Genomic DNA, 14,538 nt, shown 5'->3' with positions numbered 1-14,538 from the left:
ATATCGCGGTCGCATGCCATGCTGGCAAAGGTAAGGCGAGCGATGGACCCGTCGGCACGGCCGGCGATCAGTCTGACCTTCGATCAGCTCGATTTGCGCGCCGCCGGCTTGTCGACCGGCGTCGTGCCCTCGAAGGCCTGATGCAGGCGGCGGCGGATGCTCGCCTCGCGATTGGCGTTCATCACCTTCCGGCCGGTCAGATCGGTGACATAGAACACGTCGACCGCCCGCTCCCCGAAGGTGACGACATGGGCGGAGGCAATGTTGAGGTTGAGATCGGAGATCGAGCGCGTGAGGTCGTAGAGCAGGCCCGGCCGGTCGAGACCGGATGCCTCGATCGCCGTGAACTGGTTCGACCAGGAATTATCGAGCAGGATCCGCGTCTCGACGGTGAAGGCCTTGATGCGGGCGCGCGACTTCGCCTTCCTGGCGATGGCCTCTGGCAGGGCGACGACGCCCGACAGCGCCTGCTCGATCAGCGTGCTCACCTTGAGCGCGCGCGCCGTCTCCTCCGCGTCGGTCTCGAATTCGCGCGCGATGAAGATGGTGTCGACGGCGAGCCCGTCGGTCGTGGTGAAGATCTGCGCGTCGACGATGTTGCCGCCGGCGGCGGTGCAGGCGCCGGCGATCATCGACAGCAGGCGCGGATGGTCCGGCGCCAGCACCGTGATCTCGGTGATCGCCTCGAAGGCGCGCGTCGACACGGCCGTCGCCAGTGTCTTGCCGGAACGGTCGGCATCGCGGATCAGCGCCGCATGGGCGATCTTGCGCGGCAGGTCGACCCGGAGCCAGTAGGCCGGGTAATGGCGGTCGAGATAGGTGTCGAGCTCGCGCGCCGGCCAGTCGGCCAGCGCCTCGGCCAGCTCCGCCTTGGCGGCGGCGACGCGCTCGTCGCGCGAGACCTGGCTGTGGCCGCCGGTCAAGAGCGGCTCGGTCTCGTAATAGAGCGTGCGCAGCAGCTGTCCCTTCCAGCCGTTCCACACACCCGGGCCGACCGCCTTGATGTCGGCGATGGTCAGCACCATCAGCATCTTCAGCCGGTCGAGGCTCTGCACGACGGCCGCGAAATCCTGGATCGTCTTGCGGTCGCCGAGATCGCGCGACTGCGCCGTCATGCTCATCAGCAGGTGGTGCTCGATCAGCCAGGCGACCGTCTCGGTCTGCGCCGGCGACAGCCCGAAGCGCGGCCCGAGCTTGCGCGCCACGCGGGCGCCGGCGATCGAATGATCCTCCGGCCGCCCCTTGGCGACATCATGCAGGAACATCGCGACGAATAGCGGCGTCCGGTCCTGGATCGTCGGCATCACCGTGTTGGCGAGCGGATGCTCGCTGCCGCGGTCGCCGCCGTCGATCTCCGACAGCACGCCGATCGAGCGGATCAGGTGCTCGTCCACCGTATAGTGGTGGTACATGTTGAACTGCATCATCGCGACGACCTTGCCGAAATCCGGCACGAAGCGGCCGAGCACGCCCGCCTCGTTCATCCGCCGCAGCACGACTTCCGGCTGGTTGCGCGACGCCACCAGCTCCAGGAACAGCCGGTTCGCCTCGGGATCGTCGCGCAGCTTGCCGTCAATCAGCTTCAGCGAACGCGTCACCTGCTTCATCGCGTCGGGATGGAAGGCGAGGTCATATTTGTCGGCGAGATGGAAGATGCGGATCAGATTGACCGGATCGCGCTTGAAGACGTCGGCCGACGCCATGTTGATGCGGTCATGCTCGACGACGAAATCGCTCGAGCCGGGGATCTTGCGGTGGCGGCGGCGGGCGCCGAACTGGAAGAACCGGTTCAGGAGCGGCGTCGGCTTGGCGTTCTCCTCCTCGAGGCCGGCGCAGAAGATCATCGTCAGGTCGCCGACATCCTTGGCGACCAGGAAGTAGTGCTTCATGAAGCGCTCGACATCCTTCATGCCCGGATGCGAGGTGTAGCCCAGACGCACCGCCATCTCGCGCTGGACGTCGAAGGAAAGCCGCTCCTCCGGCCGCCCGGTCAGGAAGTGCAGATGGCAGCGCACCGACCAGAGGAAATCCTCCGACTTGCGGAACAGCGCCAGCTCGGAGCGGGAGAACAGCCCCGCCTCGACCAGCGCGTCGCCGGAGCGGACGCGGTAGAAATATTTGGCGATCCAGAACAGCGTGTGCAGGTCCCTGAGGCCGCCTTTGCCTTCCTTCACGTTCGGCTCGACCAGATAGCGCGAGGCGCCCTGGCGCCGATGGCGATCGTCCCGCTCGGCGAGCTTGGCGGCGATGAATTCCGGCCCGGTTCCCTTGACCACCTCGGTATCGAAGCGCTGGGTCAATTCGTCGAAGAGATGCTGGTCGCCCCAGAGGAAGCGGGATTCGAGGATCGCCGTGCGGATCGTCATGTCGCCACGCGACAGGCGGATGCATTCGTCGACATTGCGGGTGGCGTGGCCGACCTTGAGGCCGAGATCCCACAGCATGTAGAGCACGAATTCGACGACGCTCTCGCCCCAGGGCGTCTGCTTGTAGGGCAGGACGAACAGCAGGTCGATGTCGGAGCCGGGCGCCAGCATGCCGCGGCCATAGCCGCCGACGGCGACCAGCGCCATGCGCTCGGCCGAGGTCGGGTTCTCGGCCGGATAGATGTGGCGAACCGCGACCTCGTAGATCGCGCCGATCACCTCGTCCTGCAGGTTCGACAGCCGGCGCGCGCAATCGCTGCCATGGCCGTCGGCGATCAGCTGCGCCTCGGCCTCGGCCCGGCCGGCCTTCATCCCCTGCTTCAGATGGGCGAGCACCGCCGACCGCAAGGCCGACTTGTCGAGACCGGATGCCAACGCGTGCAGTTCCGCCGCGAGCGGCGAGCCGTCGAGGAGCGCTGTCTCGGTTCTGGTCATGGAGGCGATCGGCTCTGGGTCGTGGCAGGGGAGCAAAGCGTAAACCGCTTTTCAGGACCGCGCCAATAGTGGCCCGCCCCCGCTCGCCCCTGCCGGCCCGGTCAGCGCTTCTGCGCCCGCACGGCTTTCAGGCTGTAGAGCGCCTCCAGCGCCTGGCGCGGGGTCATTTCGTCCGGCTGCAACCCGTCGAGCACCGGTCCGAGCGGGTCTTCCGCCACGACAGGCTGCGGTTTGGCCGCCAGCGCGGCAAATAGCGGCAGGTCGTCGATCAGCGTCGCGGCCGGCGATTTGCGGTCGGTTTCCTCGAGATGCGAGAGCACATCGCGGGCGCGCGCCACCACGGAGGCCGGCAATCCGGCGAGCTTCGCCACCTGGATGCCATAGGAACGGTCGGCGGCGCCGGCGACGATCTCGTGCAGGAAGACGACGTCGCCGTTCCATTCCTTGACGCGGACGGTGGCATTCTCCAGCCGGTCGAGCCGCTGCGACAGCGCCGTCAGCTCGTGATAGTGCGTCGCGAACAGGCCGCGGGCGCGGTTGACCTCGTGCAGATGCTCGATCGCCGCCCAGGCGATCGACAGGCCGTCGAAGGTCGCCGTGCCGCGGCCGATCTCGTCCAGGATGACCAGCGAGCGCTCGGTCGCCTGATTGAGGATCGCCGCCGTCTCGACCATCTCGACCATGAAGGTCGAACGGCCGCGCGCGAGATCGTCGGCAGCACCCACGCGGCTGAACAGCCGGTCGACGATGCCGAGATGGGCGCTGTCGGCCGGAACGTAGGAGCCGATCTGCGCCAGGATGGCGATCAGGCCGTTCTGGCGCAGGAAAGTCGACTTACCGGCCATGTTGGGACCGGTGATCAGCCAGATCAGGCCCGGATTGCCTTCCTTGCGGGCGCCGAGGTCGCAACCATTGGCGACGAAGGCGGCGCCGTTGTCGCGCTTCAGCGCCTGCTCGACGACGGGATGGCGGCCGCCTTCGATGGCGAAGGCGAGCGAGCGGTCGACCACCGGCCGGGCGTAGTTGTCAGTCTCGGCGAGGGTCGCCAGCGCCGCCGTGACGTCGATGACCGCCAGAGCGGCGGCAACGGCGCGCAACGAATCCGAGACACCGACGACATGGGCGAGCAGCGCATCGAAGGTCGCCTGCTCGATCGCCAGCGCCCGGTCGCCGGCCGAGGCGATCTTCGCCTCCAGGTCGGCAAGCTCGGTGGTGATGAAGCGCATCGCGCCGGCCATGGTCTGGCGATGGATATAGCGGCCGGCGAAATCGGCGCCGAGCAGGCGCTCGCCATGCTGCTGCGGCACCTCGATGAAATAGCCGAGCACGTTGTTGTGCTTGATCTTCAGCGCCTTGATGTCGGTCTCGGACGCATAGGTCGCCTGCAGGCCGGCGATCACCTGCCGGCTTTCGTCGCGCAGGGCCCGCGTGGTGTCGAGATCCTCATCATAGCCGGCGCGGACGAAGCCGCCGTCGCGCTTCAAGAGCGGCAATTCGTCGGCGAGCGCCCCCGCCAGTTCGGTTGCGAGATCATGCGGGGCGCTGGCGAGTGCGGCGCGCGCCGCCGCCAGTTCATCCGGCAACGCCGTGTCATCCTCGCCCAGCACGCCGGCCAGCCGGGCTGCCGCGTCGAGCGAGTAGCGGATGCCGGCGAGATCGCGCGGACCGCCGCGATTGAGTGTCAGGCGGGAGAGCGCGCGGGCAAGATCCGGGCTGGCGCCGAGCGCCTCGCGGATAACGGCGCGGCGTCGCCCGAGCTTCAGCATGTGGTCGAGCGCATCGAGCCGGCGCTCGATCAGCGCCGGATCGGTCGAGGGGCTGGCGAGCCGCTCGGCCAGCAGGCGCGAGCCGGCGCCCGTCACTGTCCGGTCGATGGCGGCGAGCAGGCTGCCGCGCCGCTCGCCGGAAAGAGTCCGCACCAGCTCCAGATTGGCGCGCGTCGCCGCGTCGATCAGCATGACGGCGCCGTCGCTCTCGCGGATCGGCCGGGCGAGCGGCGGTCGCTCGCTGATCTGCGTCTTCTCGACATAGGCGAGCGCCGCGGCCGCGGCCGAGAGCTCGACGCGGGTGAACGAGCCGATGCCGTCCAGCGTGCCGACGCCGAAATAGGCGGCGAGCCGCGTACCGGCGGTGGAGCCGTCGAAGAAGGCGCCGGGCAGCGGCGTCACGGCGACCGGCAGCTCGCGCACGAACGGACCGAGTTCCTCATCCGCGAAGAAGCTGTCCGGCACCAGCAATTCGCGCGGGTCGACGCGGGCGACATCGGCGGAGAGGCGCAGCTGGTCGGTTTCGGCCAGGCGGAAATCGCCGGTCGAGATGTCGATCCAGGCAATGGCGAAGCGGTCGCCGCCGTCGGCGGCGCCACCGCGCAGGCGCGCCACGGCGGCCAGGTAGTTGTTGCGACCGGCGTCGAGCAGCGTGTCCTCGGTCAGCGTGCCCGGCGTGACGAGACGGACGACGCCGCGCTTCACCACCGACTTGCCGCCGCGCTTCTTCGCCTCGGCCGGATCTTCCTGCTGCTCGCAGACGGCGACCCGGTGGCCGAGCGAGATCAGCTTCTGCAGATAATCATTGGCGGCATGCACCGGCACGCCGCACATCGGGATGTCCTCGCCGAGATGCTTGCCGCGCTTGGTCAGCGTGATGCCGAGCGCCCGCGAGGCGATCTCGGCGTCGCCGAAGAACAGTTCGTAGAAGTCGCCCATCCGGTAGAAAAGCAGGCTGCCCGGATTGGCGCTTTTGATCTCGACATACTGCTCCATCATCGGTGTGGGCCGGGGGAGCGAGGCGTCGGGCGTGGGTCGGGTTTCGAGCATGGCGGGACGCTAGCAAAACGTTGAAGGTGTTTCACCCTCGCGTGCGTGATCGGCATGCTTGAGATCACAGAAACCGGTGATATCGTCGCTGTCCGCATTTTGAGACGGCGAATGCCGTCCGCCCCGGAAACGCCCCACGCCGAGCTCCAATCCATGACCGAAACCAAACGCCCCGCCAAGAGCGGCCCCGTGCTGACCGACAAGGAGGCGCTGGACTTCCACGCCCAGGGGCGGCCCGGAAAACTGGAAATCACCCCCACCAAGCCGATGGCGACGCAGCGCGACCTGTCGCTCGCCTATTCGCCCGGCGTCGCCGTGCCGGTCAAGGCGATCGCCGAGGACCCGGCGCTCGCCTATGACTACACGACGCGCGGCAACATGGTGGCCGTGATTTCGAACGGCACCGCCATTCTCGGCCTCGGCAATCTCGGCCCGCTCGCCTCGAAGCCGGTGATGGAGGGCAAGGCAGTCCTCTTCAAGCGCTTCGCCGATATCGACTCGATCGATCTCGAGCTCGACACCGAAGACGTCGACGCCTTCGTCAACTCGGTCCGCTATCTCGGCCCGTCCTTCGGCGGCATCAATCTGGAAGACATCAAGGCGCCGGACTGCTTCATCATCGAAAGCCGCCTGCGCGAGCTGATGGACATCCCCGTCTTCCATGACGACCAGCACGGCACCGCCATCATCGCCACCGCCGGCATGATCAACGCGCTGCACCTGACCGGACGCGACATCAAGACCACCCGCCTCGTTTGCAACGGCGCCGGCGCGGCTGGCATCGCCTGCATCGAGCTGGTCAAGGCGATGGGCATGCCGGCGGAGAACGTGCTGCTCTGCGACACCAAGGGCGTGGTCTACCAGGGCCGCACCGAGGGCATGAACCAGTGGAAGACGGCGCATGCGACGGCGACCGAGGCGCGCACGCTCGAAGACGCCATGAAGGGCGCCGACATCTTCTTCGGCGTCTCGGCCAAGGGCGCGCTGACGCCCGACATGGTCCGCTCCATGGCGCCGAAGCCGATCATCTTCGCCATGGCCAATCCCGATCCGGAGATCACGCCCGAGGAAGTGGCCGAGATCCGCGACGACGCCATCATGGCGACCGGCCGCTCCGACTATCCGAACCAGGTCAACAACGTCCTCGGCTTCCCCTACATCTTCCGTGGCGCGCTCGACGTCCGCGCCACGACGATCAACGAGGACATGAAGATCGCGGCGGCCAACGCGCTTGCCGCGCTGGCCCGCAAGGACGTTCCCGACGAGGTCGCCGCCGCCTATCAGGGCGTCCGGCCGCGTTTCGGCCCGCACTACATCATTCCCGTGCCGTTCGATCCGCGCCTCTTGTCGGACATCCCGGCCGCCGTGGCCCAGGCCGCGATGGACAGTGGCGTCGCCGGCAAGCCGATCGAGGACATGGCCGCCTACAAGATCCAGCTCTCGGCCCGCCGCGATCCGATCGTCGGCACGCTGGCGCGCATCTATGAGCGCGTCCGCCGCAATCCGAAGCGCGTCGTCTTCGCCGAGGGCGAGGAAGAGCAGGTAATCCGCGCCGCCGCCAGCTTCGTGTCGCAGGAACTCGGCACGGCGATCCTGATCGGCCGCGAGGACATCATCCGCGAGACGGCGGCGAATGCCGGCATCGAGCTGTCGGACGGCATGGAGATCCACAATGCGCGGCTGTCGAAGCGCAACCCGGCCTATATCGACTTCCTCTATGCGCGCCTGCAGCGCCAGGGCTACCTGCATCGCGACAGCCAGCGCCTGATTAACACCGACCGCAACTATTTCGGTGCCACCATGGTGGCGCTCGGCGATGCCGACGCCATGGTGTCCGGCGTGACGCGCAACTACTCCACCGTGCTCAGCGATGTCCGCAAGGTCATCGATACACGGCCGGGTCATCGCGTCATCGGCGTTTCGATCGCCCTGATCCGGGGCCGGACCGTGGTCGTCGCCGATACCGCCGTGCACGACATGCCGTCGGGCGAGGAACTGGCCGACATCGCGGTCGAGGCGGCCGGCGTCGCCAAGCGTCTCGGCTACGAACCGCGCGTCGCCATGCTGGCCTATTCGACCTTCGGCCAGCCCGAAAGCGAGCGTTCGCGCCATGTCCGCGAGGCGGTGCAGATCCTCGAGCGGCGGCGCGTCGGCTTCGAGTTCGACGGCGAGATGGCGGCCGATGTCGCGCTGAACGCGAAGGCTATGGCGGCCTATCCGTTCTGTCGCCTGTCGGGCCCGGCCAATGTCCTGGTCATGCCGGCGTTCCACTCGGCCTCGATCTCGACCAAGATGCTGCAGGAGCTGGGCGGCGCCACCGTGATCGGCCCGCTGCTGGTTGGCCTCGACAAGCCGGTGCAGATCCTGTCGCTCGGCGCGCGCGACAGCGATATCGTCAACATGGCGGCACTGGCGGCCTTCAACGTGGGCGGCTAAACAGGCGCGGCAACCGCCAACCCTCGGGCCCCACGATGCCGCAAGTCTATGACTGCTTCACTTTCTTCAACGAGCTCGACTTGTTGGAGGTGCGGCTGAACGAACTCGACGGCATCGTCGACCGCTTTGTGCTGGCCGAATCGCCCTACACCTTCAGGGGCCAGCCCAAGCCGCTCGTCTTCCAGGAGAACCGCGCCCGCTTTGCGCGGTTCCTCCCCAAGATCGAGCATGTCGTCATCGACGACCTGCCTCTCGGCGGCCGCAAGAAGGAGCACGACTACTTCAAGAAGGAGCGCTTCCAGCGCAATGCGCTGGCGCGTGGTCTGCGCGGTGCCAGTCCGGATGATTTTGTCATTCTCTGTGATGTCGACGAAATCCCGCGGGCGAGCGTGATCGAGGCCATCGTCCGGGCGGACGGGCCGAAAGCGGTCCACCTGCTGGAGATGGACTACTACAGCTTCTTCCTGAATCTCCTGACCTCGACCGCCTGGGACAAGCCGCGCATGGCGCGCTTCGGCGACATCCGCCGGCTGCAGGCGCTGCGCTCCGGCGGTCCCGGATGGGCGCCGAAGGAAGGGCGGGTTCTCGCGGTGCTGCGGCAGTGGAAGCGGATGGTGTTCGGCGTCCGGCCGCGGCCCTGGGTGCGGGTGCCGAACGCCGGCTGGCACTTCACTTCGATGAACGGCCCCGCGGCGGTGCGCGAGAAGATGATGGCCTATTCGCATGTCCGGCCGGAGCTGGAGAACGAGGCGACGATCATCGGCCAGATCACGGCCGTGCTGGAGCAGGCGACCGCGAACGGCGCCGGGGCGACGCCCCGGCTCGAGCCGCTCGAGCGGCTGCCCGCCTTCATCCGCGACAATCCCGATCGCTTCGCCGGGCTGATCGCCTCGGCGCAGACGCTGACGGATTACAGGACGCTAACGCGGGGCTAACGGCTCAGCGGGCCAGCGCCACCGACTGGACGCGCTGGATGCCGACCTTGTTCATCACCGCGATCGCCTCGGCCAGCGAATCCTGGGTGTCGATGGCGCGGCACGCATCCTCGATCACGGTTGTCTGAAAACCATGCGCCCGCGCATCCTGCGCCGTCCAGGACACGCAGAAATCGAGCGCCAGGCCGACAACGAAGACATGCTCGATATTGCGCTCGAACAGGTAGCCGGTCAGTCCGGTCGGCGTCTTGCGATCCGCCTCGAAGAAGGCCGAGTAGCTGTCGGTATGGGCGTGGTAGCCCTTGCGGAGGATCAGCTGGGCGTGCGGAATGTCGAGACCCGCCGCCAGCGCCGCGCCCGGGGTGCCCTGCACGCAATGGTCCGGCCACAGCACCTGCGGGCCATAGCGCAGCCCGATCGTCTCGAACGGCGCGCGGCCGGCATGCGACGAGGCGAACGAGATGTGGCCGGCGGGATGCCAGTCCTGCGTGATGACGACATTCTTGAAGCCGCGCGCGAGCTGGTTGACCAGCGGAACGATGGCATCGCCATCCGCGACGGCGAGAGCGCCGCCGGGCAGAAAGTCGTTCTGGATGTCCGTAACGATGAGAACGGTGTTCGAATCCGGCACGATATCTCCCTCTCGGCACTGGATCGCGGCCATTTCGGCTGTTGAGGCCTTGTTAACCAACTATTCCCGAACGTCAAAGGCCCTATTCGGGTTTTGTGACCCGGCGAAGCGTCAAGTTGATGCGGCCGCCCTGCGGCAACAATTTCGACGTGCCGGGATAGATCCGATCGACGCCGTGGAAGGCGAGCCGCGAGGGGCCGCCCAGCAGCAGGACATCGCCCGATGCCAGCCGGACCGAGCGGGTCGGATCGCGGCGGTTCGTTCCACCCACCCGGAACAGGCAGCTGTCGCCGAGCGACACCGACAGCACCGGCGCAGCGAATTCCGCCTCGTCGGAATCCTGATGTAGCCCCATGCGGGCTTCCGGATCGTAGAAATTGACCAGGCAGGCTTCCGGCGGATGCGGATAGTCGGCCAGCTCGCGCCAGAGAACGAGCAGGATCTCGGGGATTTCGGGCCAGGGCCGGCCGGTCAGCGGATGGGCCGGCTGATAGCGATAGCCGCTCTGGTCGGACACCCATCCGAGCGAACCGCAATTGGTCATCCGGACCGAGAACGGCTTGCCGGTCCTGGGCATGCTGGGGCGGTAGAGCGGCGCCTCGGCCGCGACAGCGCGGATGGCATCGCGAAGGGCTTCCTGCTCCGTCCGGTCCAGACGCCCCGGCACCAATCTGAAACCATCGAAGGTCGGCGTTCCCCGTTCCGATATCGGCATTTCGTAGCGTGTCTCCCCGCGATCGGCACATCGGCACAAGATCAGGCTGAGAGCCGACTTGCGGCCGTTTAGGCATCTTCTTATATACGCCCAGAACCTGCGCAGGCCGGCCATTCGCCGAGACCACGCAAATCGTAGCGTTCATGGGGGCCGTTCGGGCACCTGCCCGGCACGGCGGAAGCCTCAAAGAGGGTCCGCACGGCCCGCCGAAAGGAGAGAGAATATGGCTAAGGTCATCGGTATCGACCTCGGAACAACGAATTCCTGCCTCGCCGTCATGGACGGCAAAACGCCAAAAGTCATCGAGAATGCCGAGGGCGCGCGCACGACGCCGTCCATGGTCGCGTTCACCGACGATGGCGAGAAGCTGGTCGGCCAGCCGGCCAAGCGCCAGGCTGTCACCAATCCCGAGCACACCTTCTTCGCGGTGAAGCGCCTGATCGGCCGCCGCTATGACGACCCGATGGTCGAGAAGGACAAGCACCTCGTTCCCTACAACATCGTCAAGGGTCCGAACGGTGACGCATGGGTCGAGGTCGAGGGCGAGAAGTACTCCCCGGCCCAGATCTCGGCCTTCATCCTGCAGAAGATGAAGGAAACGGCGGAAGCCTTCCTCGGCACGCCGGTCGAGCAGGCCGTGATCACGGTTCCGGCCTATTTCAACGACGCCCAGCGTCAGGCGACCAAGGACGCCGGCAAGATCGCCGGTCTCGAAGTCCTGCGCATCATCAACGAGCCAACGGCGGCAGCGCTCGCCTACGGCCTCGACAAGAACGACGGCAAGACGATCGCGGTCTATGACCTCGGCGGCGGCACGTTCGACATCTCGATCCTCGAGATCGGCGACGGCGTCTTCGAGGTGAAGTCGACCAATGGCGACACGTTCCTTGGCGGCGAAGACTTCGACATGCGCCTGGTCGGCTACCTCGCCGACGAGTTCAAGCGCGAGCAGGGCATCGACCTGCGCGGCGACAAGCTCGCGCTGCAGCGCCTGAAGGAAGCCGCCGAGAAGGCCAAGATCGAACTCTCGTCGGCCCAGCAGACCGAGATCAACCTGCCGTTCATCACGGCCGACGCCAAGGGCCCGAAGCACCTTGCGATCAAGCTGACCCGCTCCAAGTTCGAGGCGCTGGTCGACGATCTGGTGCAACGGACCGTGGCGCCCTGCAAGGCCGCGCTCAAGGATGCCGGCCTGACCGCGGGCGAGATCGACGAAGTGGTCCTGGTCGGCGGCATGACCCGCATGCCGAAGATCCAGGAGATCGTGAAGCAGTTCTTCGGCAAGGAGCCGCACAAGGGCGTCAACCCGGATGAAGTCGTCGCCATGGGCGCCGCGATCCAGGCCGGCGTGCTGCAGGGCGACGTCAAGGACGTCCTGCTGCTCGACGTGACCCCGCTGTCGCTCGGCATCGAGACGCTCGGCGGCGTGTTCACGCGCCTGATCGAACGCAACACGACGATCCCGACCAAGAAGAGCCAGGTCTTCTCCACGGCCGAGGACAGCCAGTCCGCCGTGACGATCCGGGTCTTCCAGGGCGAGCGCGAGATGGCGGCCGACAACAAGATGCTCGGCCAGTTCGATCTCGTCGGCCTGCCGCCGGCGCCGCGCGGCGTGCCGCAGATCGAGGTCACCTTCGACATCGACGCCAATGGCATCGTCAACGTCTCGGCCAAGGACAAGGGCACCGGCAAGGAGCAGCAGATCCGCATCCAGGCCTCGGGTGGTCTCACCGACGCCGACATCGAGAAGATGGTGAAGGACGCCGAGAGCCACGCCGCCGAGGACAAGAAGCGCCGCGCCGTCGTCGAGGCGAAGAACCAGGGCGAAGCTCTGGTGCATTCGACCGAGAAGTCGCTCGGTGAGTTCGGTTCGAAGATCTCGGCCGCCGACAAGTCGACGATCGAAGGCGCGATCGCCGATCTGAAGACGGCACTGGAAGGCGACGATCCGGAAGCCATCCAGCAGAAGACCAACACGCTGGCCCAGGCTTCGATGAAGCTCGGCGAGGCGATGTACGCGGCCCAGCAGGCCGACGGCAGCGAGGGCAACCCCGAGGCCGCTGGTTCGGACGACGTGGTCGACGCGGACTTCGAGGAAGTCAACGACGACAAGAAGTCGAACTGATACAGCTTCGCTAGAACACAGAGGCCCGGCGCGCCGCGCCGGGCCTCGATCACGGCAAGACATCCATTCGCCGTGTTTCTTCCCTTTGAGTTTCGGCTCGCTTTCACCACGGGCGCCGCATGGCAAAAATCGATTATTATGAATTGCTGGGCGTCGCGCGCGATTGCGACGACAAGGGCCTGAAGGTTGCCTTCCGCAAGCTCGCGATGCAGTACCACCCCGACAAGAATCCGGGCGATCACGCTGCCGAGGCCAAGTTCAAGGAAATCAACGAAGCCTACGAGATGCTGAAGGACCCGCAGAAGCGGGCAGCCTATGACCGCTTCGGTCATGCCGCCTTCGAGAATGGCGGCGGCGGACCCGGCTTCTCCGGCGATTTCTCCTCCTCGATGTCCGATATCTTCGACGACATCTTCGGCGAGTTCATGGGCGGTCGTCGCGGTGGCGGCGGCGGACAGCGCTCGGGCGGACGCGAACGCGGCGCCGATCTTCGCTACAACATGGAAATCACGCTCGAGGAAGCCTTCTCCGGCAAGACCGCGGAAGTGCATGTCCCGACCAAGATCGCCTGCGACGCCTGCTCCGGCACCGGCGCCAAGCCGGGCTCGCATCCCAAGGTCTGCACCACCTGCGACGGCCATGGACGCGTCCGCGCGGCGCAGGGCTTCTTCTCGATCGAGCGCACCTGCCCGACCTGCCAGGGTCGCGGCGAGATCATCTCCGACCCGTGCGACAAGTGCGCGGGCTCCGGCCGCAAGACGCAGGAGCGCACGCTTTCTGTCAACATTCCGGCCGGTATCGAGGACGGCACCCGCATTCGCCTCTCGGGCGAGGGCGAAGCCGGGCTGCGCGGCGGACCGGCCGGCGACCTCTATCTCTTCCTGTCGGTCAAGCCGCACAGCCTGTTCCAGCGCGAGGGCGCCGACATCTTCTGTCGCGTGCCGATCTCACTGACAACGGCGGCGCTCGGCGGGCAGTTCGACGTGCCGACCGTCGATGGCGGCAAGACCCGCGTCAAGGTTCCGGAAGGGACCCAGACCGGCAAGCAGTTCCGCCTGAAGAGCAAGGGCATGCCCGTGCTGCGCTCGAGCCAGATGGGCGACATGTATATCCAGGTCGTGGTCGAGACGCCGCGGAACCTGTCCCGCCGCCAGCGCGAGCTGCTCGAGGAGTTCGAGAAGGCATCGTCGGAAGAAACCAACCCTGAATCGGCAGGTTTCTTCGCACGGATCCGAGACTTTTTCGGCGGCACCTGACACGATGGGCCGTCACAGGATTGCCGCGATGCGTCGCGCATAGTCCGTACTCTCAACGATTCGGGTCCTCCATGTCCTCAATCCAGAAGCGAAAGCTCAAAGCGCTCGTTGCCGACGAGGTCCGCTTTTTTCGAAGCTGGATGGGCAAGCCTCTCTCGATGGGCGCCGTCAGCCCGTCGGGCAAGGCGCTGACCAAGCTGATGGCAAGCTTCGTCGACCCCGACGACACGCTGCCGGTCATCGAACTGGGGCCGGGCACCGGCGTCGTCACGCAGGCGCTGCTGGAGCGGGGCGTGGCGCCGGAGCGGATCGTTTCGATCGAATACAGCGCCGATTTCTGCCGGTTGCTCGAGAAGCGCTTCACCGGGGTGAAGATCATCGAGGGCGACGCCTATGCGCTGGAGCGTTCGCTGAACGGCTGCATCGCCGGTCCGGTCAGCGCTGTGATCTCCAGCCTGCCGCTCCTGACCCAGCCACCGGCACGTCGCAGCGGGCTGATTCAGGCCGCCTTCGACCGGCTTGCTCCCGGCCAGCCCTTCATCCAGTTCTCCTACGGCCTGGCCTCGCCCGTCCCCCCCGATACCGCGCTGTTCTCGACATCGCACACCGGCTGGGTGATGAAGAACGTGCCGCCGGCCCGTGTCTGGGTCTATCGGCGCGCGCACTGACCCGCCATTCCGGCCCCCGAAACGCCCTCCCCCACAACGGGGTGCCGCGCTTCGCCCTGGCGGGGCCAAATCGAAGACGACCATTGCCTTGCGCG

9 protein-coding genes are annotated in these 14,538 nt (G+C 66.7%); 5 read left to right on the top strand and 4 right to left on the bottom strand.

Annotated features, from left to right (window positions below; all coding sequences use genetic code 11):
• Positions 1–83: 83 nt before the first annotated feature.
• Together G342_RS23425 and mutS are read right to left on the bottom strand one after the other, a co-directional pair.
• Entirely contained in the window at positions 84–2,861 is a 2,778-nt protein-coding gene (locus G342_RS23425) for a [protein-PII] uridylyltransferase (RefSeq protein WP_018182255.1), read from the bottom strand.
• A 101-nt stretch (positions 2,862–2,962) separates the two neighbouring features.
• Complete coding sequence (mutS, locus tag G342_RS0106240; RefSeq protein ID WP_156830838.1) at positions 2,963–5,626, bottom strand: DNA mismatch repair protein MutS; 2,664 nt, start codon at positions 5,624–5,626, stop codon at positions 2,963–2,965.
• 204 nt (positions 5,627–5,830) lie between these two features.
• Here mutS and G342_RS26420 point away from each other — a divergent pair, with 204 nt between their 5' ends.
• Both G342_RS26420 and G342_RS25195 read left to right on the top strand, forming a co-directional pair.
• Complete coding sequence (locus tag G342_RS26420; protein WP_018182253.1) at positions 5,831–8,113, top strand: NADP-dependent malic enzyme; 2,283 nt, start codon at positions 5,831–5,833, stop codon at positions 8,111–8,113.
• A gap of 35 nt (positions 8,114–8,148) precedes the next feature.
• Positions 8,149–9,048, top strand: coding sequence for a glycosyltransferase family 17 protein (locus G342_RS25195; RefSeq protein WP_018182252.1), 900 nt, complete (start codon positions 8,149–8,151; stop codon positions 9,046–9,048).
• A gap of 4 nt (positions 9,049–9,052) precedes the next feature.
• On the opposite strand, the gene pncA is transcribed toward G342_RS25195, so the two are convergent.
• Positions 9,053–9,712 (bottom strand): bifunctional nicotinamidase/pyrazinamidase, encoded by a 660-nt coding sequence (gene pncA, locus G342_RS0106225; RefSeq protein ID WP_018182251.1) that lies wholly within the window; start codon positions 9,710–9,712, stop codon positions 9,053–9,055.
• Positions 9,713–9,761: 49 nt separating this feature from the next.
• Positions 9,762–10,394 carry an alpha-ketoglutarate-dependent dioxygenase AlkB gene (locus G342_RS0106220; protein ID WP_018182250.1) on the bottom strand — a complete coding sequence of 211 codons (633 nt, stop codon included), beginning with the start codon at positions 10,392–10,394 and terminating at the stop codon, positions 9,762–9,764.
• 58 nt (positions 10,395–10,452) lie between these two features.
• Between G342_RS0106220 and dnaK the strand changes: the two genes are divergently transcribed.
• The 3 genes from dnaK (at position 10,453) to G342_RS0106205 (ending at position 14,443) form a co-directional block, all read left to right on the top strand.
• Positions 10,453–12,519 carry a molecular chaperone DnaK gene (gene dnaK, locus G342_RS0106215; RefSeq protein ID WP_281170439.1) on the top strand — a complete coding sequence of 689 codons (2,067 nt, stop codon included), beginning with the start codon at positions 10,453–10,455 and terminating at the stop codon, positions 12,517–12,519.
• Between the two features lie 119 nt (positions 12,520–12,638).
• Positions 12,639–13,775 carry a molecular chaperone DnaJ gene (gene dnaJ, locus G342_RS0106210; protein WP_018182248.1) on the top strand — a complete coding sequence of 379 codons (1,137 nt, stop codon included), beginning with the start codon at positions 12,639–12,641 and terminating at the stop codon, positions 13,773–13,775.
• 71 nt (positions 13,776–13,846) lie between these two features.
• Positions 13,847–14,443 (top strand): class I SAM-dependent methyltransferase, encoded by a 597-nt coding sequence (locus tag G342_RS0106205; protein ID WP_018182247.1) that lies wholly within the window; start codon positions 13,847–13,849, stop codon positions 14,441–14,443.
• The last annotated feature ends 95 nt before the right edge of the window (positions 14,444–14,538 follow it).

Source organism: Kaistia granuli DSM 23481 (genome assembly GCF_000380505.1).
Classification (GTDB): domain Bacteria; phylum Pseudomonadota; class Alphaproteobacteria; order Rhizobiales; family Kaistiaceae; genus Kaistia; species Kaistia granuli.
This window is presented reverse-complemented; position numbering and strand designations above follow the sequence as displayed.

Excerpts from the sequence above, each read along its gene's own strand:
- mutS (WP_156830838.1), bottom strand. The coding sequence starts at position 5,626 with ATGATGGAGCAGTATGTCGAGATCAAAAGCGCCAATCCGGGCAGCCTG.
- pncA (WP_018182251.1), bottom strand. The coding sequence starts at position 9,712 with ATGGCCGCGATCCAGTGCCGAGAGGGAGATATCGTGCCGGATTCGAAC.
- dnaJ (WP_018182248.1), top strand. The coding sequence starts at position 12,639 with ATGGCAAAAATCGATTATTATGAATTGCTGGGCGTCGCGCGCGATTGC.
- G342_RS0106205 (WP_018182247.1), top strand. The coding sequence starts at position 13,847 with ATGTCCTCAATCCAGAAGCGAAAGCTCAAAGCGCTCGTTGCCGACGAG.
- G342_RS26420 (WP_018182253.1), top strand. The coding sequence starts at position 5,831 with ATGACCGAAACCAAACGCCCCGCCAAGAGCGGCCCCGTGCTGACCGAC.
- G342_RS23425 (WP_018182255.1), bottom strand. The coding sequence starts at position 2,861 with ATGACCAGAACCGAGACAGCGCTCCTCGACGGCTCGCCGCTCGCGGCG.
- G342_RS25195 (WP_018182252.1), top strand. The coding sequence starts at position 8,149 with ATGCCGCAAGTCTATGACTGCTTCACTTTCTTCAACGAGCTCGACTTG.
- G342_RS0106220 (WP_018182250.1), bottom strand. The coding sequence starts at position 10,394 with ATGCCGATATCGGAACGGGGAACGCCGACCTTCGATGGTTTCAGATTG.